Here is a 25601-nt window from a genome sequence, read left to right on the forward strand (position 1 = left end):
ACAGATACTTACTAGGCCGACTTTATAAGTCGGCCTTTATTTTTAAAGCTTTATTAAACATCAGGCAATATTTTCCGATAACTCTAGTAAGAAAGTGATTAAACTTATCAGGGTTTGAGGATTTATGAGTTCAAATACAAAGAAGAAAGTTACAGAATATCTACTGACTAAGAAGCAGATCTCAGCTGGCCTCTATGAGCCAAATGAAGTCTACTATATTAAAGACAGTGGAAAAGAACTTGGACCATTCTGGCAGGAAGATTTAAAAGAGTTTATTGATGACTATGGACTTCTTAATCAAAATGTTCTCGCTAAGAGCTTAAACGACTCAGATTGGACACCAGTAACTTCTCACCCACTATTCCAAAGACGAAGACCTGAGATTGTAAAAGAATTTAAAATTGATGAAGATGATCAATTCTTCTTACTAAAAAATGGTAAGAAAGATGGACCTTTTACAAGCAATGAGGTGAATGCAAAGCTTGATAAATTAGAGGTGCTTCACACTGATCTAGTATCTGTTGATAATGGGCTCAGCTGGGGAACAATTTACGAATTTGAAGTATTTGATCGTCGAACTAGAGATAATCAAAGTTTGCCTGAGTCACCACAAGGCCATGTTTTTCAAAATTCTATGCTTGATGCGGATCGAGCGATGGCAGTATCTAAAAAAGATCAAGGCGATCGCGAATTTATTTATGATCTTGCTTATATTGGAAACCAAAAGCTAAATCCTAATAAACCACAAATTGATGACTTTGAACAAAAAGAACAAACAGATAATACTGCAATGTTTAGACTAGCAGCTTTTGCTTTTAGCTTTATCATTGTAGCTGCAGTATTTTTTACTTTTTCAAACTTTTCAGGAAGCCCTGAGCCAGTAGCGAAAAAACAAAAAGTGCAAAGAACGCAACGTACTCCAGCTGCTAAGAAGAGAACTCAACCAAAAGTTCAAGAAAGGCCAAAGCCAACAAAGAAGCCTACAACGAGAATTAAAAAGAAAAAAGAGGCACCTAAAAGAGAGATCACAAGAAGCGATAGACCTCTTAATAAAGGAAGTTTTCTAAGTGACACTAGAGAGATGACTGATGGACAAATGGATCCAAGAGACCTGCCTCCTGAAGTTATTTTTGATGATAACTCTGAAGCATTAGAGCTTGATCCAATTAGAGAGAGAATCTCAAAAGAAACTTTTGATCCACAACAAGAAGAGTTAGAAAATTATGACGAACTTGATGCGGCCCGTGAAATTGTCGATGATTATCTTGAGCGATCACCTGCTGCAGGAGGACAAGAAGAATTCTATGAAGATGAGTTTGTCCCTGAAGATGCTATTGAAGGTAGTGAGTATTAAGCAAAATTTTAAAGAATAAGTAGTCAAAAATTAAATATTTGTGTTATTTTTAAGTATGGAAAACACAAATGAAATCACGAATTTAACACAATACTTTAGAAAGGCCGCTTTCCCTGGCTCATATTTTTTCAGTTTCGAAGGTATCGAAGGATCTGGAAAATCAACTCAAATCGTAAAGATTAAAGACTATCTAGAAACAAAAGGTTTCAACGTAATTGTCATTAGAGAACCAGGTGGAACAGCATTTGGGGAAAAGCTTAGACAAGCAATTCTGACGTCTACACAAGAACTTCACCCAGCAGCAGAAGCACACTTATTTGCTTCAGCAAGAGCACAGAATCTTTCATCATTAATTCTTCCAGAGCTTGAAACACCTAATACTGTTGTTATCTGTGACCGTTTCCTTGATAGCTCAATAGCCTACCAAGGTGTAGCAAGAGGTTTAGGGCCAGAATATATTTTAAATATTCACTCTAGCTTCCCTCTTAATATCGTTCCTCATAAAACATTCTACCTAAGAATTGATTTACAAAAGTCATTAGAGAGGCAGCGACTAAGAAATATGCCTAAAGACTATTTTGAATCAAGAGATAATAGCTTTCATCAAAACCTCATTGAAGGATATGATTATTGTGCAAGTATTTTCTCTGATCGCGTATCAGTAATAGATGGTTCACAGAGCATGGATGATGTTACAAACGAATTAATAAATAACATTGACCAAATTATTAATGCAAAAGAATAATCAAGAACAAGATCTCGCCTTTAAGGCCCTTTTTGAAAGATACAAATCTTCACAGATGGCGCATTTCTATACCCTACACACAGCAGGGCAATTAGAAGTTGATGAGAAATCTAAAATCTTAAGTAATTGGACAACTAACTTCCTTGAAAATATTCTCATGTTTGAAAATAATTGGGATCATGACCATGCAAGTGAATCCTTAACTCTAGGCCATGAAGACATACTAATTATTGAGACAGATGAGAAAAGCTATAAAGTAAGTGATAAGAAAATTGAAGAATTTTTCGACTTTATTCGATTTAGGCCATCAAAATTAAAATACTGCATTACTATATTTAAAGACTCTCAAAAAATATCACCAATACTGGCAAATAAATTATTAAAAACACTTGAAGAGCCTCCTGCTGGCCATTTATTTATTTTTCTAAAATCTTCAAATGAGAAGTCACTAGCAACAATCGATTCAAGAACTATTAATATTCACATTACAAATGACTCTAATGATAATATTGATAAGATTCAAAATCTCGACTTTCATAGCTTTCTAGATAGAAGCTGTAAAGATAATGAACTTAAAGACATCCTAGTAGAGATAAGAGATGGCAATCTAAAATTAGATGCAATCCAAGGCCTTATAAAAGAGAAGCCTGCCAGAGAATTAAACCTCCACCACTTAATAGCTGCCTATATTAATCAAAACGATAAATTTGATATTAGGGATCAAATGAAGTGTCTAGAAGCAATAAAGAATTCAACTGAAGAAATTCCATTTAATGGTGCTGTGAAATCACGTCTTTCACGCCTTTTGCAGTTCGTTATATAAGTAATTTACGATGCATAAAGGCTAGACATAAAGCAGTATAAAGAGGACAATAAGATCTGTTCAAAAATAAATTTGGTAATTAAATGACTGATAATAATACGACGCAGGACTCTGATCAATCAGAAGCTGCTAAAAATACAGAGACAAAACAAGCAAAGGACTCTCCTCGAGAATCCAATAAAGAGCAAAAGAAAAAAGCAAATAAGTTCAGTAAGCACGATGACAAACTTGCTAAAGAGCAAGAGGGAAAGTTCGAAGAAGGACAGACCCTAACGATGGTTCGTGTTAGATTTCCTGGTAATGCTAAATCTCAGCCTTTTTTACTTGGTAAGAGAAAGTTTACTTATGGCCAAAAAGTTATTGCCATGAGTGACCGCGGAATGACTGTAGGTTATATCAACTCTTTTCCATATGAAGTTGAATTTGATAAATCAATGCTACCAATCCGCTCCATCTCAAAAGTTGCCACTCAAGAAGATATTGACGAGCAAAAAAGCTATATGAAAAAAGAAAATGAGGCTGAAGTCACATGTATTCGCCTCATTGAAAAACATAATCTCAATATGAACCTAACTCACGTTGAATTTATTCAATTTGGGAAAAAGGCCGTTTTCTACTTCACAGCTCCAGAGCGTGTTGACTTTAGAAACCTCGTCAAAGACCTCGTTTCTGAAATAAAGATGCGTATTGAACTTCGTCAAATTTCAGTTAGAGACCGTGCTGCTGCACTTGGTGCTACCGGTGCTTGTGGACTACAAACGTGTTGTTCATACTTTCTAACCAACTACGGTAATACATCGATTAAAATGGCAAAGAATCAAAATCTTGCCCTTATCCCGGCCAAGATTAATGGTGTTTGTGGACAAGTTAAATGCTGTATTAAGTATGAAGATGATGTTTATACAAATAAGAGAGAGTTCCTTCCAGGTGAAGGATCATATATTCGCACTAAAAATGGCGATATTGGAAAGGTCCTAAAGCTTCATATTCTCCTTGAACAATTTGAAATGCTTACAGACCGTGGCTATATCCGCCGCTACTACAAGAATCAATTCGACCGCAAACGTTGTCGTCCACCAAAAGATTGGAAATTCCCGACAGAGTTTAGATCAATCACAAAAGAGAACTCTGTTGTTATTGGAATTGAAGAACTAGAAGAAGAGCTACGCCTAAGAAAGCAAGCATTTCTAAAGAGCCTTCACGATGAAGATGATGATCAAGACGAAGATGCTCATGAGTTAATGGATGATGAAGAATCGACTTCAGATGATGAGGAAATTGAAAAGCTTCCTCTTGATTCAAGTGAAGATGAAAATGACAATATTCCAAAAGAAAATGTCGAAAAGAAGCGTCATAACAATAATAGGCCAAAGAGACGATCAAATAATAATCGCAATCGCGGCCCTAGAAATGACAAATCAGATAATAAAGATGGTGAAAAGAAGTCTCGTGGGAGAAATAATCGCAACCGTCCACCAAAAGGTAAAGGCGGTGGAAACTTCCGTAAACCATCAGGTGAAAAGTCTGAAAACAAAGGGGCCAACTCCCCTAAGAAGTCTGATCAATAATTCTTTTTAATGAATCATAAGCGCGATGGTGAGGGAAACGATTTTCTCTTACCATCTCAATATTTGGCAACTTTCCAAGAAACTTCACATTTAACATTTCATCTTTCTTATCAACAACAACCTTACGAAGACATTTCTTTAGCTCAATCTTCTCGTTTAACAAAATAATTTCTCGATAAACACCAAGGCTTACATATGAACGAACGCGAGTCTTTATTGGAGCTAGAGATGGTATTGGAAGGATTGCGGCAGGGCCTTTAGCAACCTTACCAACAAGCTTTGCTAATTTATTACGAGGTATAAATGCAGGAGCAACGTAAGTAATCTTACGATCCCCTACTTCAATCACATCGTGTTGTATTAGCCATTCTATTAATAGAGCACTTAAAGAGTGGGCCACAATATGAGCGGTAGGATTTGTTTTAAATACCTCTTTAATACGCTCACAATCTTCTTTAAGATTTGGCCTGGCCTTCTTATTAAAAGAAAGTGAAATATACTTAACATTTGGATTTGAAAAAATAAAAGATCCCGGGGCCTGATTGAGCCCCGGAAAGAATACTATATTTGGATAGTTTTTTTGATTAGAAGTCACAATTTCCCGGCGTACGAGGGAAAGCAATTACATCGCGAATATTGCTCATACCAGTAATATACATAATTGCTCTTTCAAACCCAAGGCCAAAACCAGAGTGAGGAGCAGAACCGAACTTACGAAGCTCAAGGTACCACCAGTAACCTTCTTTCTCCATTCCCATCTCATCCATACGCTTTGTAAGCTTATCAAGGTCTTCTTCACGTTGTGATCCACCAATGAGCTCACCAATACCAGGAACAAGAACATCCATGGCACGAACAGTTTTACCATCGTCATTTTGCTTCATATAGAAGGCCTTACATGTTTTCGGGTAGTCTGTAACTGTAACAGGTGACTTGAAGTGAACATCTGTTAAGTATTTTTCATGTTCAGTTTGTAGCTCATCTCCCCAATTCGTTGGGAATTCAAATTTTTGGCCAGAAGCATTTAATATATCAATTGCTTCTGTGTAAGTAATCTTTTTGAACTCTCCATCACGAACGGCAGCTAAAGTTTCAAAATGAGATGCATCAACATCTGTAAATGGCATCTTATATAAGAACTCAAGTTCTTTACGACAATTAGTGAAAGCATAATCAATCATATACTTTATATAATCAGCAGCAAGATCAGCAACATCATCAAGATCAGCAAAAGCAACCTCAGGCTCGATCATCCAAAATTCTGCTAAGTGACGTTTTGTATTTGAGTTTTCAGATCGAAATGTCGGCCCAAATGTATAAACCTTACCAAGACCAAGAGCGTGGCACTCACCTTCAAGCTGACCTGTAACACATAGTGAAACATCTTTACCAAAGTAGTCCTTAGTAAAATCAACTTCACCTTTATCATTTTTGGCCGGGTTTTGCTTATCAAGAGTTGATACATTAAACATCTCACCAGCACCTTCACCATCTACTGCAGTAATAATTGGCGAATTTAAATAGAAGAAGCCTTTTTCATTAAAGAAATTATGAGTGGCCATTGCAAGTGCGTGACGTACACGAAAAACTGCGCCAAAGAGATTTGTTCTAACTCTTAAGTGAGCAATGTCTCTTAAGTGTTCAAGAGAAGTTCCTTTCTTTTGAAGAGGATATGACTCATCAACTGCACCAATAATTTCACCAGTAACTGCTTGCATCTCAATTGTTTGATTCTTTCCTTGAGACTCAACAACCTTTCCTGTGATTGAAACACATGTTCCTGTTAGCATCGTTGATAGAGCTTCATAATTTTCAATATCAGCATCTGCAACAATTTGGAGTAGATCTTGAGAAGATCCATCATTAAGAACAATGAATGAAAACTTCTTAGACTTTCTAACTGAGCGAACCCAACCTTTAACTACTACTTCATTACCGATAAAATCACTTGAACGATCAAATAATTTCTTTAATTCAATACGCTTTAAATCTGTCATTTAATACCTTCTATAAAACTTCTTTTAAAATACTCTGAGTTGTTTCTTTTTCTAGTCTTGGACCATATTGAGTCACAAGTTTTGCTGAGCAAGAACAAGCAAGTGTTCCAGCTTGAGCGTAATTTAGGCCATTAGTAATCCCATAAAGGAATGCTCCAGCAAATAAGTCACCTGCACCATTTGTATCCATAGCTGTTACTTTTGGAGATGAAACGTTTAGACGCTCATTTCCATCAAATAAGTAAGCCCCTTTGGCCCCTGCAGTGATAGCAAATGTATGAGAAACTTCTTTAAGAGCATTGAAGGCATCATCTATATTATCTAATCCTGTGAACGACTTCGCTTCTTCTTCATTACAAAATAGAAGATCAAGTTTTTCACTACCGATCATTTTCTTGAAACCATCTTTAAAGAATCCAACAATACCTGGATCAGAAAAAGTTAATGCAACTTTAACATCATTTTTGCGTGCATAATCTCTTGCCGTTTCGCAAGCAGCAATGCCTGCAGCTCCAGTAACAAGGTAGCCTTCCATATATAGCCACTTACTTTCACCAAGACTAGCAAGGTCCAGTTGATCATCTGAATAAGTTGCAGTTGTTCCAAGGAAAGTATTCATTGTTCTTTCAGCATCATCTGAAATCATAACGAGACACTTTCCTGTTTCACCATCATATAGGCCTTGTTCAATATTAGACTTTACACCATTAGCAAGAAGATCATTCTTGTAGAACTCTCCTGTCTCATCATCTGCAACTTTACAAGAGTAGAAAGTCTTTGCTCCAAGCTGAGTCGCACCAATAATTGTATTTGCAGCAGAACCACCACATGCTCTGGAATGACCAACGTTATTACCACTTAAAGCTTTAAGAAGATGATCTTGTCTTTCCTTTTCAACAAGAGTCATAAGACCTTTTTCTATTAAGTGATCAGTTAAGAATTCATCACTAACTTTAAATTCCATATCAACAAGGGCATTTCCCATTCCATAAATATCGTACTTCTTCATATAAATTCCTTTATTATACTTCTCTTCTTTTAAATATTAATTCGTTACTAGCGTCATCAAATCCATCATATTGATATCCGGCCACATTAAACTTCTTGAGACCTTCAATATCTTTGACTTTATTTTCGATAATATAACGGGCCATCATTCCACGTGCTCTTTTAGCATTGAATGAGATCACTTTATATTTACCATTCTTCCAATCAAGAAAGCGTATATTTACTAATTCGGGAACTAGCTTATCTTTCTTCACACTTTTGAAATACTCTTCTGAAGCAAGGTTAACAAGGTACTTAGATTTATTCTTCTTAGCGTCTTCATTGATTTTTTCAACAATTTTATCGCCCCAGAAGTTATAGAGATTTGTTAATCCTTCTGCGTTGATACGTGTTCCCATCTCAAGTCGATAAGCTCTTAACTCATCAAGTGGTGCTAAAACACCATATAGACCAGATAAGATTTTTAAATGCTTTTGGGCGTAATTCAACTCACTTTTTTTGAATTCACTTGCATTTAGTCCCTGGTATGTATCGCCAGCAAAGCTAAAGACGGCCGCACCAAGATCATTTGTCTTCTTAAACTTTTTAAAACGCTCCACATTTAAATTAGCAAGATTGTCAGAGAGCTTCATCATTTTAGAAAGATCACTACTATCAAATTTTGCCATTTTCTTTGCCAACTCACTGGCCTCATCGATGAATGCAGGCGTTTGTAATTCGACACTATTTGCAAGCTCAATTTCTGAGTGGTCAAAATTAAGTTTTTTCGCAGGTGAGATAACAATATCCATGAATATCCTTTGAATAAAATTCGTAACTAAACGCTTGAAATGATAACAATAACTTTATCAAAAGACTATGATTTCTTAGGAGTATTTAAGGGATAAAATAACGTTCATAACGTGTGGATTTACCTGTATAGACAACTTTCTGACACCTAGAATCATCCGGTAGTTCTAAATTAGGTGCTTTCAATGGCCTCTTAAAACAAACCAACTTAAATTTCTTACATAATTCAGATAAAATAGTAGCTTGGTCTTGGTCACTTCCAACAAGTTCTTTGAATGTTTCCATTTCCTTACGGCTAAGGGCGCTCTTTGTTTTGGACTTACCTGATTCGTACATCGGATCATAAAAGCAGCGATCGTAGCCAGCTGGAATTTCACTAGAATAGGCCTGGCCATATTCTAGCCTCATCTGATTTTTAAAGGCTTGAGCAATCATTTCGTCGTCACTAGCACAGGCCTGCAAATAGGCCCATAATCCTAACGCAAAGACATATGGGTTTCTTTCAAAACATATTAAATTGCATTTAAAACTTAATAATAAACAAGCATCCTTTCCTGTCCCCATTGTTGCATCAATAATTTGATTATGTGCTAAATCATCACCCTTGAGTTTTAGAGCTCGAAAAAGAGGCTCCTTAGTAACTGCATAGCGTTTTTTAAGATGTGACTTTAATTCTTTGGCCCAATCCAGTGTTAGCTTAGATGATTTTTTCAAATCAATTAAACTTAACTGTTCACCATTAAAATCTAAATAATAAGAAACCTCATCAGTTAAGCTTGAACAAATCTCAAATTCGACACCAAAATCTCTTAACTGTTTGGCCCAAAGACCTAGTGCATCGTTCTGAGATTCTAATGATTTCATATTAATATCAATGCCATGAACAAGAATTTGAATAGGTGTTAGTTTTACGTCATTTTTCATATTAAAATCAAGTAGATGGCCTGTTGTTTCTATGTTATAAAATCATTCTTAATTGAGACACAATTTATAACACAATTGGAGAATGGATGTCACACACACAAGACGTTTCTAATGCAACAATCGATAAATTAGGATTTGATCCTAGAAGTTTGAAGGTAAACTCTCAGGATATAAACCGTGAGCTAGCAAAGAATTATATTAGCGCTAGTGATAACGACATAGAATCAATGTTAAAAGAGCTAGGTCTTAATTCTCTAGATGAGCTTTTTTCACATATCAAAGATGACGTTAAATTCTCTGAAAAGATCGCTTTAGAAAAGGGCCTTAACTACGACGAGCTAGTAGCAAATTTAGATACACTCTCTAAGAAAAATAACATCCCTACTAATTACTTAGGAGATGGACTACCACAATATAAGATTCACGATATTGTTCCTTACGTATGTAATATCCGCGGACTTACTACTGCCTACACTCCATATCAACCAGAAAGGTCTCAGGGAACACTTAATACTCTTTGGATCTATTCAAGTGCAATAACTGCACTAACTGGTTTTGAAGCAATTAACTCTTCTCTTTACGAAAGATCAACTTGCTTATTTGAAGCACTTAAAACAGGTGTTCGTTTAGCTAGAAAAAAAACAAAGGTTCTAGTAAGTGAGGCAATTTACCCACAAGACAGAAGTGTAATTGAAACAAATGCTGCACACACTGGATTAGAAATCTTATGGGCACCTATTAATAAAGAAAGTGGTCTTATTGATTTCGAAATTACAAAAGAGATCCTTACTACAAATAAAGACATCGCTGCATTTGCCTTTGGACAAGTAAACTCTCTTGGACTTTTAGAAGATGTCGATGCTCTAACAGATTTATGCCAAGAAAATGACGTGTCATCTATTGCAATTATTGATCCAATTCTTCTTGCAAACAAAGGACTTAAAAAACCAAGTGAGTACGGAAGTGACAAGTCAGGTGTCACAATGATTGTCGGTGAAGGCCAACACTTATGTCTTGATGCAAATTACGGAGGACCTGGTCTTGGTATTTTCGGTATTCGATTTAACGAAAAGAACAAGAATCAAATCCGTCAAACTGCTGGCCGCTATGTTGGTAATGCAGTTGATATGAATAATAAACAATGTCTAGCAATGGTTCTATCGACTCGTGAACAACATATTCGTCGAGAGAAGGCCACGAGCAATATTTGTTCTAACCAATCTTTTGTTGCAACAATTGCAGGAGCCGCCCTTCTTGCTCACGGTGATCAAGGGCTAGAAACGAAGCTTGGAATCTCAAGACAAAACACACAATACTTCCTTGCTAATATTTTACACCTTGATGGTGTTGAATTAGCTTTTAATGCGCCTTATTTCAATGAAGTCGTTTTAAAAATCAATAAGCCAGTAAAAGACTTCATCAACTCTAATGATGATATTGTTATAGGAAAAGATATCACTGGACGCCACGGCCTAGAAGGAAATCTATTAAAGATCTCATTTGGTGATCTTCATTCACAAGAAGATATCGACAAGCTTATTAACGTATTTAAAAATAATTTCACAGGTGATGAAAATGCAGATGTATTCATGCCTGATTTACCAGAAAAGTTCCTACGTACAGACGCACCAGGGATAGCTCAATTTACATTAGAAGAAGTAAAGGCCTTCTATGATAAATGTGGAGAGCTAAATGTATCTCCTGATGATGCGATCTATCCACTAGGTTCATGTACAATGAAGTATAACCCATACGTAAATGACTGGGCAGCAGGTCTAAAAGGCTTCACAATGGCCCACCCAGACCTAGACGATAAATACACTCAAGGAACTCTTGAGCTCCTTTATAATATTCAAGAAGACTTTAAGGCCATCACAGGACTACCAGGTGTTGTAACTCAAGCAGTTGCAGGAGCTCAAGGCGAGCTTGTTGGTATTAAAATGTTTCAAGCATACCATGCTGATAAAGGAAATGCGCAAACTAAGAATGTTATCTTAATACCAAAATCAGCGCATGGAACTAACCCAGCAACTGCTGCAGTGGCAGGATTCGTTCCTGGTAAAGAGGATGGAAAACAAGTCGGAATTATCACTCTTGATGCTGACCAAAGAGGTCAAATTGATCTTGAGCAATTAAAAGAGATTATTAAAACAGATGGTGATCGAATTGCCGGTATCATGGTTACAAATCCAAATACAGCAGGTGTTTTTGAAGAAAATTTCAAAGAAGTTGCAGACCTAATTCACTCAGTAGATGGGCTTGTCTATATGGATGGGGCCAACATGAATGCAATTGCAGGTATTGTCTCTCTAGAAAAGCTTGGTGTTGATGCTTGCCATAATAACCTACATAAAACTTGGACTATTCCACATGGTGGAGGTGGACCAGGTGATGCTATTGTAGCAGTAAGTGATAAACTCGTTGATTATATACCAGGTACTCAAGTTGAAAAACTTTCAGATGGAAGTTTCAAAAAAGTACGTGCAAAAAAATGCATCGGAGACTTTCACCGTCACGATGGAAATGTTGCCCACAAAGTTCGTGCATACACTTACCTTAAGGCCCTCGGTCAAGACGGCGTTGTTACGATGTCACAAATTGCAGTTTTAAGTGCAAGGTACTTATTTAATAAACTTAAAGATGTATATCCAATGCTACCTCTTGGTGCAGACAATACACCGAGAATGCATGAGTTTATTATTACATTAAGCGACGATATGTTTGCTCATATTGAAAAATCTGGGACACCAAAGAATCAAATCATTGCAAAGGTTGGAAAGCTATTTTTAGACTTCGGACTTCATGCTCCAACAGTTGCCTTCCCTGAAGTTTTTGGTTTAATGATCGAGCCAACTGAATCATTTACTAAAAAAGAACTAGATGAATTCTGTGATGTACTCATTGCAATCAAGAATGTTTTAAGCGATTCTCCAGAAGTTCTTCAAACAGCACCACACTTTACACCAATAAAGAAAGTTGATGAGGTATGGGCCAATAAGAATCTAAAATTCTACACAGAGCTTAAAGAATTGTGGGAGCTACCAAGTGACGAAGTTTCTCCTAAGCAATTAAGGCTGAATGATGCAATCGAAGTAGTTGAAATGATTAGAAAGAAACACAGAGAAATAAAAGAAGCATAGAAATAAAAAACGCCAGTCAGTGACTGGCGTTTATATATTGAAGTAGCAGGAATTGAAAAACATACGAATAATTCGAGAATAAACAACAACACGAAAATTAACACGAATTTGGGGAACAAAGAACAACAACACAACTTTATCGATATGTTTATTCATCAATCCCTGCTACATATGTCTGTGATTTATACGATGTGATTTTGGAAGTTACAACCTATCATTTTTGCACGTGTAAATATTACAAAGGGGTCTTGAACTGTTAAGCCTTGTTATTAACAAAGCTTAATTCAGATATAAGTGGCCCTTATAGATACGAAAGAAATTAAATAAAATACTAACTAAAAAGACAAGAAAGAAGTAACTATGGAAGATTTAAAAAGAGCAACATTTGCAATCATCTCTCACCCGGATGCCGGTAAGACAACAATGACAGAAAAGCTATTATGGTTTGGTCAAGTTGTAAGAAGCGCAGGGATGGTAAAAAGTAAGCAAGGTAATTATGCTAAATCTGACTGGATGGAGATGGAAAAAGAGCGTGGAATCTCTATTACTTCTTCAGTTATGTCATTCCCATATAATGAAAGGGCCATGCACCTACTCGATACTCCTGGTCACAAGGACTTCTCAGAAGATACTTATCGAACTCTTACAGCTGTTGAAAGTGTTCTTATGATGATTGATTCAGCAAAAGGGGTTGAAGCACAGACAAAGAAGCTAATGGAAGTCTGTCGAATGAGAGACACTCCTATTGTATCTTTTTGTAATAAGTTTGATCGTGATGCTCTTGACCCGTTTGAACTAATCGACGATGTGGAGAAAACATGCTCAATTCAATGTGTTCCAATGACTTGGCCAATCGGCTCAGGTGTTGAGTTTAAAGGTGTATACGATCTTCGCAATAAAACTATTATGAGTTTTAAAGATGCTAAAGATCCGTTTAGCCCAAATATTATCGATGCAAGCGATTTAAAAGCGGATCATATTAAAGAATTTGTAGGTGAAACTCTTCTTGAAAAACTTGAAGAAGACCTAATGATGATTGAAGAGTTAATGCCAGAATTTAACGAAGAAGAATTTCTAGCAGGTATCATGACTCCAATGTATTTTGGATCTGCCCTTAATAACTTTGGTGTTAAAGAAGTTCTTGATACTTTTTCAAAATTTGCTCCAGGTCCTGGAGAGCGTGAAGTTCTTAAGGCCCCATTTGAAAAAGAAGAAACACGTATGGTTGATCCAAGTGAAAAGAAGTTCACTGGATTTGTCTTTAAGATTCAAGCAAATATGGATAAGAAGCACCGTGATCGTGTTGCATTCATTAGAGTATGCTCTGGGCGATTCACAAGAGGACAAAAAGTTACTCTTGCAAGAACTGGCAAAGAGATAAAGATTGCAACTCCTCTTATGTTTCAAGCACAAGATAGAGAGATCACAGAGTATGCCATTCCTGGAGATATAATTGGAATCCACGACTCTGGAAAATTACAGATTGGTGATACATTCACTGAAGGTGAAATTATCCAATTTACAGGAATTCCAAGCTTTGCCCCAGAGATCTTTAAAAGAGTTTTATTAAAAGATCCAATGAAAGGAAAGCAGCTTGATAAGGGACTTCAACAACTTTCAGAAGAAGGCTCTGTTCAATTGTTTAAAAGACATAATTCAACTGAAAAGATTCTTGGTGCCGTAGGTGTTCTCCAATTTGAAGTTGTACAAAGAAGACTTGAGGATGAGTACAATGTAAAAGGAGAATATGAAGGTTTCCCTTATACAGGTATTCGCTGGGTTAAAATTCCAACAGAGAAGATGAAAGATGAATTTGTGTCGCGTTATTCTGCTAATATCGCCTACGATATAAAAGGACGTATATGCTTTATCTATCGCACGGAGTGGGATTTGAAGCTGGCCCAGGAAAAATTTGAAGAAGTGGAATTTTTCAAGACTAATGATTTTAAATAGTTAACTAAACTAAACTAAATATGTCTTGTAAATCAAATAAAAATTAACTATTATTATCTTCACCTTATTGAACAAAAAACAAGGTTAAGAGTATTGAAATTTTTATTTGTAGAAGATGAAGTAGAGTTAGTCGAATTATATCAATATATGTTTGATCGAATCGGCCTAGACTATGAAGTCGCCTATAATGGCGAAGAAGCACTTGAAAAAGTAAAGAATGGTCAATTCGACTTTATTTTCTCTGATATTCGTATGCCTAAAATGAATGGAATTGATTTTCTAAAGAATCTTATTTCAGAAGGTCTCAATTTCAAGAAGTTTGTTTTCGTTACGGCCCATCAAGAAGTCTCACTAGATGAGGTTAAGGAGATGGGAGCACACGACATACTCTATAAACCAATAAGACATCAAGTTTTCATGGATTATATTCAAGATTTACAAGCATAAAAAAGGGCCCTGCACGGGCCCTTTTTATTTATAGAATTTCATTGATTAATTCGTCACAACTATTGGTTCGAACAAACTCTCCAGGTAGCTCACGAGCTGGTACAATTTCTTGTCTCATTTCTTGAGCGGCCATAGCAGCTCTAATACGATGATCATTATTCATTGTATTTAGCTCATCTGCTGGACCTGGTGTCCACTGACGGCCAGTAGAGTTTAAAGCATTCTCTTCACTTCTAGCATCAACGGCCTGTCCCCAACCTCGTTGATGTGGATGAATCGCCATTTTCTCTTCAATATCTCTAAAGAAGACCTTCTGACTTTCAATTTGTGAAGTTGATAATCCTTCCATTGCAGCAGTTCTAAATTGATTTACATCAAGACCTAAGTCATCACAAAGTTTCTTTAAGTCATCTTCAACAGTTGCTGGAGATTTTACATAATCTAAGTGAGTTGTATTATCAACTTCGCCATCTAAAGGCTCAGTTGAATTAATTGCCTTATCAAGCATTGCACGAACTAGCTTAATTTGCATTGCTGATTCAGCAGCATCTCTTGGCGCATTAAACATTCTAAACTCAGCTTTTCTAATTTTCGGGTCAACTCTAAATGTTCTTCTCCAGTCTGTTGTCGGATTTGAAATATCGAAATCATCTGTTACAAACTCTTCAGGAATTACATCTTGGTAATAAGCTGAAACATCAAGTTGTAGGTAACGTGTCTTACGTCCAAAACGAGTGTTAAAGTATCTTTCATTATAAAGCAGTTTTTTAAGCTCTTCCTCTGTTCCGTTAAAGTCTTTTAGCGCATTCTTAAGGGTATCACTAATCTCTATTTGTTCAGAAGTGTGAGTACGATTAATATGCTGGAACATAAGTGAAATAATCCCTCTGTGCTCATGGAAGATCGTTAAAAATCTTGCAAGGGCCTTAGGGTTATCATCAAATGCAGCTAGGTCAATATTCACGTGACCACCACCGGCCATAATAGACGGTAGAACATTATTTTTCTCAAATGCTTTATAAACTGCACTTACTTCTTCAATTGTTGGTGTGAACTTTGGTGTAATAAGCTCTATCGTTCCACCACGTGGAGAATCTGCGATGATTTCACCTTCAGGAGTATACGAACGTCCAATACCGTCCCACTCAACTTGCCACTTACGACCTTTCGAGTCGCGAATAGCATAGGCTACATCTAAACCGTGGCCGTGCCCATCAACCTCTAGCTTAACAGGTGGCTCACCTTCTTCACCGCCAATCTGATCGTAAAGGTCCTTAGCAACTCTCTTAATAATTGCTTCTCTTTCTTGTGAAGATAGATCAATAATCGTTTGTACCCATGCACGTTTTCCATCTTCAAGTCTCTCTTTAGAAGTGATTGACTTAAGTCTTAATGGGAATTTACCTGAATATTCAATTCCTAGATCGATATCATTAACGTCAACTGGATTATTAACTCGGTTAGGAGCATCAACTTTGGCCTTAAAGTCCATTGTTAATTCGTTATAGTCCATATCTTTAGGACGCATATAGTTTTCAAGATCATCAATAAGCTTAGAAGCAGAAACCCATGTACGATTCATTTCACGAATTTCATTTTTCAATTGCGAAGGATCCATATCTGGGTCCATTAGAGCAACCTTTTGCGTATAATCCTTAACTAAGTTTTTAATAATCTCTCTTTTTGTATCACCGATGAAAGCAACACCTGGCTCAGTCCATCCCCAATACATGACTCGATAAGAGTCTTTTATTCCGGCCTTATTCATATTATCAAGGGCCTGCTTAACAACGTCTTGTTCAATTCCAAAACGCTCTGAAATACTCTGTGCAGTCTGAAACGATGAACTATTTAAATTATAATCAGCAATGTCTGCAATTCCACTAAAGTCATTAGCTGCAATTCTAGCGGCAAGTGTTGTTTGATAAAAACGAGCTGGTGCAAGATTCTTTGTCCCCGCTCTAAATTCAATACCTAGTCCGCCAGTATTTCTAACCCATGGTTTCCACTGATCATCAGGTCTAATTACACCGCGGCCACCATGATAGAGATTACTTAAGTTTGCTTCAGATTGAACACTTTTATAATTCGCAAATTCAATTCCAGAATTCCCTTTAATTCCGTTAAGAACAATATAAGACTGGACCATACGATAGAATTCAGAAAGTTTTCCTGTTTCTAATTCAGGGTGTTTTGCAAATACAATACGTTGGTGACCAGGAGCTTGGAATAATTTTATTTTTTTCTCTAATGTTTGAGGGTCACGAATAACCTGTGCTAGTGACTCTCTAAACCAAGCGACCATTTCCTCAAACTCACCATATGTGTTTTGAGCGTGGAAGTTGATTTCCCAACCACCACCTTGTCCACCACCATGTGCGTGGGCATCATTAATAAATTTTTCCGCCTTTCCAAAAACAGAAGTCCACTGAGAATAATCATATCTTTGTTTAAGAAATTTATCTGGAAGGCCAGGTAGATTTCCATTAAACATTTTCATTCTTACAGTAGGTTTAATAAATGAAAGAGGCTTATCCCCCATTTGATCAAAGAGGTTATTAAAAACTGTTTTTAGAGTATCTAAATTTGCCTCTTCAATATTTGTTGCCTTAAGTTCTGTAAGATCAAGTACCTTAGGGTTCCCCTCTAAATCTACAACATCTGAAGCAAGATCGATTTTCTTTCCTGTAAACATATCTTTATATGTACGATAACCATTAGCATCTTTGGCGTAATTAGAAAGAAAGTCACGATAGAACTCTTCTTGCTTTTCAGCACTTAAATTTCCAATTTTTGTTTTAATATAAGAAGTTGGTGGCGTCATTACACGTGTAAGTAAACTTGAAGATGCCTCTTTTTCTGCACCAAAAGTTACCCCACCAAGCATTCCAGGAAGAGTCTGACCATCGACAAGTGCTGCTTTTGCGCTATAGCTTGCCCCAGAATACTGGAGGTCTGCCCAGGCCTCATAGGCCGTTTTATAGTTACCATCTGATGATGGCGTACGATAATCACTATTTTTTACGTGGGAAATACCAAACCAAGCAGCAGTTCCAATCGCAACAGTTCCAAGAACTGGCAAATAGAGATCTTTAAATTTTTTGTTTGTTTTACTCATAGGTCATACCTTTTTGTATATTTAATAAAAATTAATTACTTAAAAAAACATTTCTTAGACTTAAGCTCTTCTATACTTGAAAGAGTCTCAGGAGTCTTATCACTCACCTTGTACAGTTCTTTAAAGAACGCATCTTCCCTTTGTGAAACAGGCTTATTGGCCGCTTCATCAATGGCCTTTGCAAGCTTTGCAGCTCTTTCAGGTGAAAACTTTCCATCAATAATCTTCCAAAATGAATTTTTAGCTCTTGGCCCGACCATTGTTACTTCTCTAGAATTACCTTTGCTAAATTTTGCAACGGCATTAAAGAATTCACGATACTCCTTCTTAGCTCTTTGCTCAGAGAAGCTTAAGAAAATTGCATATGATCTTCTTTCACTACTATTTAGATAGCGAGAAGCATCTTTGATATTATTGTTTCGTGATAATCTAGAAATGTATCTTGTAACTCCGGCAGGAGTTTTAGGTACTCTTTGAACAACTCTCATTAAGTTTGAATCAGCAACTTTCACAAGATTGTTACTAAAACCTAATGTTGCGAGTTCATCTGCTTTACAATACGAACAGTTAAGAACTTTTGCAGATTGCTCACCATATACTGAAGCAATATAAGCGAGATCATTTACAACATCTCTAAAAGTCTCACCTTCTACATCTTTATGAGACATCTTCAATGCTGCCATAACACGACCAATCTTTGCTTGGTCTTCTCTATTTGCACGATTTTTAATATCGGCCAGTGCGGTACTTAAGTCAGGATAACCATGCTTTAAGGAAACAACACTTGTACGAATAGAATCCTTTAATGTCGTTACCGATGCCCCTGAAACACCTTCTTTTACAATTTTTGATTTAATTGAAATAGGCTTTAAAAGCATTTCACCTAAAGTAAAAACACTGGCATTGGCCGATAACGTTATTGCAACTGAAGCGCAGAAAAGTAGCGCACTTTTGCCAAATAATTTCATTAATCTCTCCTCACTTATCAATAAATTTGATAAATAGCTAAAATATCATTCAACTTAACGGGTGAATTAACTGATAACTTGAGTCCAGTAATTGCTTTTTTTTCAAATTAGAGCATAATTTACGTAAATCTGATTAGTTACCAAGGACAGAAATGAGTGCAATACATGGTCGAATAAAAAAACTCTATCGACATAAGAAAAAGTGGGCCAGAAAAAATCAAATCGATTCCTATCGACTCTACGATCGAGATATTCCTGACTTCCCATTTATTGTCGATTGTCATGGCCCATATTGCGTGATTTATCGAAGAGAGATTGATCGAATTGATGAGAAGAAAAATCATCTCCCACTACTCATTGATGCCTTAATCAATGAATGTGAGTACAGTGAAAAGAATATCGTTATCAAAGAAAGAAAAGTTCAAGACGAAACTTTTCAATACACAAAAGAGAGCACACACCAAGATCTTGTCTTTAACTCAAAAGAAGGTGAAATTCAGTTTAAGTTAATTCTTAATCGCTATATTGATACTGGTCTCTTTTTAGATCATAGGCCCCTTAGACAGAAACTAGCAAATGAACAGCTAGAAGATAAAAATGTCTTAAATCTATTTTGCTATACAGGAAGCCTCTCTGTTGCCTCTGCCCACGCTGGTGCAATCGTTACCAGCGTTGACATGTCTAACACCTATCTTAATTGGGCAGAAGATAATTTTAAATTAAATGATATCGATCCGAACAAGCACAAATTTATAAGAGAAGATGTCTTAAAGTATTTAGCACATAACGCTCAAAAGGTTTTAAAAGAAGAAGAAAAATACGATCTCATCATCCTCGATCCTCCATCAATGTCTAAATCAAAGAAAATGGAGAAGCTCTTTGATATTCAAAGTGATCATGTTGAACTTATAAATAATTGTGCAAAGCTTTTAAAGAAAGATGGGACTCTCTATTTTTCAAATAATTTACGCAGCTTTAAGCTTGATGAGAGTGTTCAAGAATCATTTGACGTCAAAGACCTCACCAAATGGAGTATTCCACAAGACTTTCACGATGCAAAAATACACAAGCTGTATAAAATAAATTTGCACTGCTAGATTTTGTCCATATAATGGTAATACATGAGTTTAAAACTTCTCTTTCAATTGATTACAACATTAATTATTTGCACCAATATAATGGCAGCAACGGTCTTAATAGACCCAGGACATGGGGGTGAAGACTGTGGAGCCAAAGCAAAAGTGTGGAAGAAGAAAAAGCTAAAGGTAGTTTGCGAAAAAGATATCGCACTAAAAATTGCAAAAAAACTCAAAAAGTTTATCAATGAAACAAAAAGGCATCGAGCCTATTTAACAAGAACTCTCGACACAACAATCACCCTACAAAAAAGGGCCGATATGGCCGACATAATAAAGGCCGATATTTTCATTTCAATTCACTTAAATGCAGCAACAGATAAGAGCTCAAATGGCTTTGAAACTTATTATTTAAATAATCATAAGGATGCGGCAATAACAAAGATTGAAAATGTCGAAAACCGAGATCTTCACGGCAAAGAAGTTGTTATCAATAATATTCTTACAGACCTTGTTGTTGAAAGAGTTGCTCCAGAATCAAAAAAGCTTGGAGAAAATGTTCACGGAGAACTAAGTAAACTCTTAACAAAGAATTATAAAATGAAAGACCGAGGCTTAAAACCAGGTCTCTTCTATGTTTTGGCCCTTTCAAAAAGACCTTCAATTCTCTTGGAGGCTGGTTTTTTAACAAATAACTCTGAAGCTAGTTTGGTATTGGATAACTGGTTTCACCACCTTTATGCAAAGTACGCTGCAAAAGGTATTATTAGCTACTTAGACTCCATATCAGGCCCTAACCTCTTTTAATTTATTTTTCTCAAAAAAACTTTCGTTAAATACTCAAGTATTACCCATACATAGCCGAAAAGTTTAACGAAATGTATCGATATATCATTATTGTTTTAACATTCATTCTACAATTGAACTTCGCCTACGGTGCGCAGACTTCAACATGTGTGGTTCAAAAAGAATCAACAGTGAGCAATAGTGTTCGAGATATCTGTAGTGCAACCTTAATTGATCAACACAATATTCTATTTGATCCTTCTTGCCAGGGCGGCGTAAACCCTAGAAGTAGAAGAAATCAAAGATATATCGTAAGCTGTGCCAATGGATTAACGTCATTTAAACTTCCAAGAATAAACACTTTTCGTCCTAAAAGAAGTTCCACATTATTCACATTTGAAGATGAGCTTCCTTTCATCCCGACAAAGCATTCTAATCAAGTCGATAATTCAACATTAGCAAATTGTTTTATTGAAACCCACAAAAGACAAATTCCTTTAAGAAGTAACAGGCTCAAAGATGATACAAGAAATTTAAATTTTCAAAAAGATTTAAGTAATGCTCCTGTCTATTGTAAGAGTACGAATGATGACGAAGTTGTACTCATGGGTACATTAGATGAGAATGGTCATTTCAAGGACATTGATAGTTTAAATAATGAGTTCTCAATTGAATCTGACTTTAAGGTAAATTTAGATACAAGTAATTACGAACAAGATTCAATATCAGAAATATGTCACGGTGCTTATCAGTGTGTAAGTGAATTAATTGAAGATGTAAATCAGCTTAATAAAGACTTAGATGAAATATTAAAGCGCTTTTCAAACAAACAAATAGAAGAAGAACGTCAACAACTTGCACGAGATTTTCAAGAACTTGAAGCAAAATGTCATCGAACAAATGTAGAGGCCAGAATCGATTACAATACAGGTAATGACGCCGGAATGGGTGATAAAGCAATGGGTGCTTTAGAAAAAGGTGTTATTGGTGTCTTTAGGGCCATTGAAAGCGTTAACCCATTTGATGATGAAGACTTCTTACTAAGTCAATTTAAAAACACTGAAGCAATTGCACAGAACTTAAGTGAAGCAGAGATCAAAGCAACTTTTGATAAAGTTAACCAGCTTGATCTATCTAACTTTGAGAAAATACGAGAATTGGCCCTTGCCTACTCTGAAACGGTAGTTCATAAGGTTCTTGATGAAATGGGAACTTTTGAAACTGCACAAGAAAAAAACGATTTTCTAAAATCGTATATGGATGATTTTAAAGTATGTCTTTCAAAAACAATAAACTCTTCCCAAGTTAAAGAATGTGCAAATACTTTCACTAATAATATTTCAACGGCCATTGGTGAAGTTGAATTAGATCGCCAAATTGGACTAAATTTTTCACCAGAAGATGATCTCTCTTCTTTAAAACTTAAAGCAAAGAATAAATATCTGGGTTGCCTTGATAAAAACTTAGGTAAATTTGAAAAAATAATTGATGCCACTGCAACTGTTAAAGGATGTGTTTACCAGGGAATGATAGCAAGTTATCAAGAAACAAGAAGAACTCGCTTAAACGATACCCTAAAGTCATACACTGGAAGAGATGATAATAGAGAGATTGTAACTTCCATCCTTTCAAAGACAAATACATGTCGATTTGCACCTGTGATAAACAAAGCAGATCACAATGACAGAGACTACCTTGCTTTAGCTCAAATGAGCACTGATAGTTTTACCAATGAAATAAAAGACTGCATCGATGGATTACAAAGAGTAGCAGCTGGTGATGTTGTTGAAATTGCCGTTAGAACAAATCAACAAATCGTAGAAAATTTAAGTGCAGATGAAGCGCAACTACTGTCTCAAGAACTAAAAGATATTCATCTAAGAGCATGTATGGAGGCACGTAAGACGAGTGATGGAAATGAATGTGCAAAATTCGTTACGGCCATGGCAACACTAACAGCTGCGGAATCAATTTTAAGAAATGAGTTTGAATCACAATTTGAAGACTTAAACCTACCACAACAAAGAAGAGATGAATTAACAGATGAAATAATCGAACAATACCAAGCTTGTGCACAACGTACAAAAGAAGAATACTACAAAGACTTAACAAAAGAGCCAAATGAGAAGTTAGTAAACAACTGCTTAACAGGTGCCATTAAAAAGCTATCTAGTAGTATCTTAGAAGACAGTATAAATAAGGCAACAGCAGAAAAAGATATCGATGTGTCTCTCGTATCCAGAGCAGTTGACCGTCAGAAACTAGAAAGACTAAAAACAGAGATTAAAAAATGTTTTGATGAGGGCCTAGGAAAGTATGAAACAATGAGTACTTACCAAGAAAACCTCAATAAAGAGATTGAAAATTGTACCTTTAAAACGCAAAAAACAGTTATTGAATCAATCGCACAAGAGATGGCCTCAGATAAGATTGGAGACTTTGGTTTAAGCGAGAATAAGACTAACGAAGTTAGACAATTAATCTCTAGTCATATCAATGCAAGTACTCCACTAGATATGGATGAAAGAATTGATACTCTAACTCCTCTACTGATAAGAAATGTCGCATCGGAGGCCATTGAGGGAACAGTAAGTGACTTTAAGTCAACAATGACAAAAGAAGAATATGAGACAAAGCGTGATCAAATTCAAGACCAATTAAATACATGCCTTGATAAGGTTATGTCTGAAAATGAAAAAGATACTTCTTTTAATGCTACTGATGCATCAAATATTTGTATCTCTGTTACAGCTAAGGATGCCTTTATTACATTAGCACCAACTATAATAGAAGAGTCGATCGCACCTTTATTTAATTCAGAGCCACAAAAAGTTCTAGACTTAACAAATCGTGCAAAGAGAAATGTCATGCCTTGTCTTGCAAGAATTAAAGATGATGAAAACGCACAAGCTAATGCTGAAAAATGTGTTATTGATGAATTACCACAAATTGCGACAACAATAGCATCTCAACTATTAGGAGATCTTAATAGTTTTGCAAATAAAGATGGAAGACAACCATCACTACTCGCTTCTAATAGCTACCAAGAATTTGAAAAGTGTCTTATACGTCTTGAGTCTCCTTCACTTAGCGAGGCTACTGAGAATATGAATGATTGTATAAAAGATCTTGAAAGAGGCGCTAAAACTGAATTACAAAAGCGATTTGTCCATGTTTATGGCCAAAACAACCCAAGAGAAATTAATGAAGTTATCGATCTTATCCTACAAATTCCAGGAGAAGATAAAGCACAAGAATATAAAAGTAATGAAGAGACTTCAGGAACTCCTAATAGTGAATTGATTTCAACACTTGAGCTTCTTGGGGAAACGATGAAATATTCTTGCGACAATAATACAGCTGTCTGTCAGCAGCATATTTATAACGCAAAGATTTCACTCACAAGGCATTTTCAAAATAATCCAAATGCTACAACACAAGAAAATACGCAAGCTTTTATGAATAGCCCTATCATGGACAACGTCATCGCTTCTCAAATAGGAATGACTCTTAATGAAACTTTTAAAACAGAGTTAAACGAATATAATGATAGCTCTAACCTTCTTAATAGAAAGATTGACGAGATTACAAATAATCGCATGTTAACTAATATTTTAGCAACGCCTGAAGGTAGGGAATTAAAATCATATATATTTGATAAAATTGAAAAGGGTGAATTAGATAATCTGGCCGAAGACACAAGACTTAGAGAGCTATTGGCCGAGGCCCTAACAAAAGATACTGGAGAAGGATCATTTGGAGATGGACTTGCTGAAGGCCTAGTTCAAATACAATTAAATAAGATGAGAAGAAGATCAAGTGGCTTTGGAGGACTATTTAGAGAGTTCAAAGTGAAGTTTGGTGACATTCTTAATATTATTGATCGTAAAGACTTCAAATGGGATATCCTAACAAAGACACGCTCTGGACAAAGAGCACGAGAGTACATGATTAAAGAAATACTCGCCCCTTCAATTAAAGGTGAAGACTTAAGTGCACTTGAGAGCAGAGACAGAAAATATCCAAATCAACAAGAAGAGCGACTTGGAAAGCTTACTGAAATGATCACACAGGCACTTAAAGAAGCTAATGATTAAGAAATAAAAAAGGCCTCTTTAAAAAGAGGCCCTTTATTATATAGAATTTAATTTAAATTATCTCATTCTCTGAAGCATTCCCTGCCCGTTTACGAAGAATAAATCGTTTTCATCAATTGATCGTAGAACAGATGAGGCCTTATAATTAACTTTAATCATAGCGGAAGCAATTGGGCTATCAAGACTTCCTTGGTTAGCAATTGAGATTACTTCACTAGAAGCATTAAAGTTAAATCCCCAAGAAACACTAATATTACTTGCTGTAACAAATAATCCTGTTAAATAAGCACCCTTGCCTTCATATTTACCACCGTATTGAAATGCTACAGTATAAACAAAAGAGATAACCTCTGAGCCAAAGCCATTTTTATAAGTTACTTTAAATGAGCGAACAATTGGCATCTTCCAATTTGACATTGAACTAAACGTTGAGTTTGGATCATCCATATTTGGAATTACGCTAATGGCCTTAGCAAAACTTGAATTACTAACTGGCTTACCAGCTTCAACAATCTTCCAAATCTTTTGTCCCAAGGCAATGAATTTATCAATTGTCATAAATACTTGACCCAATGAAGCGGCACCAGACTTTTCGACTAAACCTTCATAGACAGCTTCATAATCAGGAGCGACTTCTTCAACCTCTCTTGATACAATATGTAAATATTGTTCTTGATCAACGTTATCTAATTTTAAGAACGACTCTCTTGTCCCTACCTCAGGAACCTGAGCGAACGAATTGAATCCGATAACAATAGTTACAACGGTAACAAATAAACTTAAAAATGAGTTTGATGATTTCATTTAA

The 25601-nt window shown here is 36.0% G+C and carries 18 protein-coding genes; 10 read left to right on the forward strand and 8 right to left on the reverse strand.

What is annotated here, in order from left to right:
* Positions 1-124: 124 nt before the first annotated feature.
* From DAY19_RS12115 to DAY19_RS12130, 4 genes are all read left to right on the forward strand, one after another.
* Positions 125-1354, forward strand: coding sequence for a hypothetical protein (locus DAY19_RS12115; protein ID WP_115362810.1), 1230 nt, complete (start codon positions 125-127; stop codon positions 1352-1354).
* A gap of 55 nt (positions 1355-1409) precedes the next feature.
* Entirely contained in the window at positions 1410-2099 is a 690-nt protein-coding gene (gene tmk, locus DAY19_RS12120; RefSeq protein ID WP_115362812.1) for a dTMP kinase, read from the forward strand.
* On the forward strand, positions 2071-2922 hold the full coding sequence (locus tag DAY19_RS12125; RefSeq protein ID WP_133296962.1) for a hypothetical protein: 852 nt from the start codon (positions 2071-2073) through the stop codon (positions 2920-2922). Before tmk ends, DAY19_RS12125 begins: the two co-directional genes overlap by 29 nt.
* 83 nt (positions 2923-3005) lie before the next feature.
* Positions 3006-4490 carry a PSP1 domain-containing protein gene (locus tag DAY19_RS12130; protein ID WP_115362815.1) on the forward strand — a complete coding sequence of 495 codons (1485 nt, stop codon included), beginning with the start codon at positions 3006-3008 and terminating at the stop codon, positions 4488-4490.
* Here the strand turns inward: DAY19_RS12130 and DAY19_RS12135 are convergent.
* From DAY19_RS12135 to DAY19_RS12155, 5 genes are all read right to left on the reverse strand, one after another.
* Entirely contained in the window at positions 4471-5085 is a 615-nt protein-coding gene (locus DAY19_RS12135; protein ID WP_115362817.1) for an alpha/beta hydrolase, read from the reverse strand. The genes DAY19_RS12130 and DAY19_RS12135 overlap by 20 nt on opposite strands.
* On the reverse strand, positions 5075-6487 hold the full coding sequence (gene asnS / locus DAY19_RS12140) for an asparagine--tRNA ligase (protein WP_115362819.1): 1413 nt from the start codon (positions 6485-6487) through the stop codon (positions 5075-5077). Before asnS ends, DAY19_RS12135 begins: the two co-directional genes overlap by 11 nt.
* A gap of 10 nt (positions 6488-6497) precedes the next feature.
* Positions 6498-7496, reverse strand: a complete 999-nt coding sequence (locus DAY19_RS12145) for an adenosine kinase (RefSeq protein ID WP_115362820.1) — start codon at positions 7494-7496, stop codon at positions 6498-6500.
* A gap of 13 nt (positions 7497-7509) precedes the next feature.
* Positions 7510-8286 (reverse strand): peroxide stress protein YaaA, encoded by a 777-nt coding sequence (gene yaaA, locus DAY19_RS12150; RefSeq protein ID WP_115362822.1) that lies wholly within the window; start codon positions 8284-8286, stop codon positions 7510-7512.
* Positions 8287-8371: 85 nt separating this feature from the next.
* A complete protein-coding gene (locus tag DAY19_RS12155; protein WP_115362824.1) occupies positions 8372-9208 on the reverse strand; it encodes a class I SAM-dependent methyltransferase in 837 nt (278 codons plus the stop codon).
* A gap of 86 nt (positions 9209-9294) precedes the next feature.
* On the opposite strand from DAY19_RS12155, the gene gcvPB reads away from it, so the two are divergent.
* From gcvPB to DAY19_RS12170, 3 genes are all read left to right on the forward strand, one after another.
* Positions 9295-12348 (forward strand): aminomethyl-transferring glycine dehydrogenase subunit GcvPB, encoded by a 3054-nt coding sequence (gene gcvPB / locus DAY19_RS12160; protein ID WP_115362826.1) that lies wholly within the window; start codon positions 9295-9297, stop codon positions 12346-12348.
* Between the two features lie 360 nt (positions 12349-12708).
* Positions 12709-14301, forward strand: a complete 1593-nt coding sequence (locus tag DAY19_RS12165) for a peptide chain release factor 3 (protein WP_115362828.1) — start codon at positions 12709-12711, stop codon at positions 14299-14301.
* A 93-nt stretch (positions 14302-14394) separates the two neighbouring features.
* Positions 14395-14748 carry a response regulator gene (locus DAY19_RS12170; protein ID WP_115362830.1) on the forward strand — a complete coding sequence of 118 codons (354 nt, stop codon included), beginning with the start codon at positions 14395-14397 and terminating at the stop codon, positions 14746-14748.
* A gap of 28 nt (positions 14749-14776) precedes the next feature.
* Here the strand turns inward: DAY19_RS12170 and DAY19_RS12175 are convergent, their stop codons facing one another.
* Together DAY19_RS12175 and DAY19_RS12180 are read right to left on the reverse strand one after the other, a co-directional pair.
* Positions 14777-17866 carry an amidoligase family protein gene (locus tag DAY19_RS12175; protein WP_115362832.1) on the reverse strand — a complete coding sequence of 1030 codons (3090 nt, stop codon included), beginning with the start codon at positions 17864-17866 and terminating at the stop codon, positions 14777-14779.
* Positions 17867-17901: 35 nt separating this feature from the next.
* Entirely contained in the window at positions 17902-18834 is a 933-nt protein-coding gene (locus DAY19_RS12180) for a hypothetical protein (protein ID WP_115362834.1), read from the reverse strand.
* A gap of 152 nt (positions 18835-18986) precedes the next feature.
* On the opposite strand from DAY19_RS12180, the gene DAY19_RS12185 reads away from it, so the two are divergent.
* The 3 genes from DAY19_RS12185 to DAY19_RS12195 all read left to right on the forward strand — a co-directional run bounded on the left by DAY19_RS12185 (position 18987) and on the right by DAY19_RS12195 (position 24793).
* The gene (locus DAY19_RS12185; protein WP_115362836.1) at positions 18987-19931 is read left to right on the forward strand and encodes a class I SAM-dependent methyltransferase; all 945 of its coding nucleotides are present in this window, start codon (positions 18987-18989) and stop codon (positions 19929-19931) included.
* A 24-nt stretch (positions 19932-19955) separates the two neighbouring features.
* Positions 19956-20717: an N-acetylmuramoyl-L-alanine amidase family protein gene (locus tag DAY19_RS12190; protein ID WP_115362838.1), complete on the forward strand. Its 762-nt coding sequence runs from the start codon at positions 19956-19958 to the stop codon at positions 20715-20717.
* Between the two features lie 71 nt (positions 20718-20788).
* On the forward strand, positions 20789-24793 hold the full coding sequence (locus DAY19_RS12195; RefSeq protein ID WP_133296963.1) for an NHP6B family protein: 4005 nt from the start codon (positions 20789-20791) through the stop codon (positions 24791-24793).
* Between the two features lie 57 nt (positions 24794-24850).
* Here DAY19_RS12195 and DAY19_RS12200 read toward each other — a convergent pair whose 3' ends face one another.
* Complete coding sequence (locus DAY19_RS12200; RefSeq protein ID WP_115362844.1) at positions 24851-25597, reverse strand: hypothetical protein; 747 nt, start codon at positions 25595-25597, stop codon at positions 24851-24853.
* Positions 25598-25601 lie beyond the last annotated feature (4 nt).

The sequence above is a fragment of the Halobacteriovorax vibrionivorans genome (assembly GCF_003346865.1).
Classification (GTDB): Bacteria; Bdellovibrionota; Bacteriovoracia; order Bacteriovoracales; family Bacteriovoracaceae; genus Halobacteriovorax_A; species Halobacteriovorax_A vibrionivorans.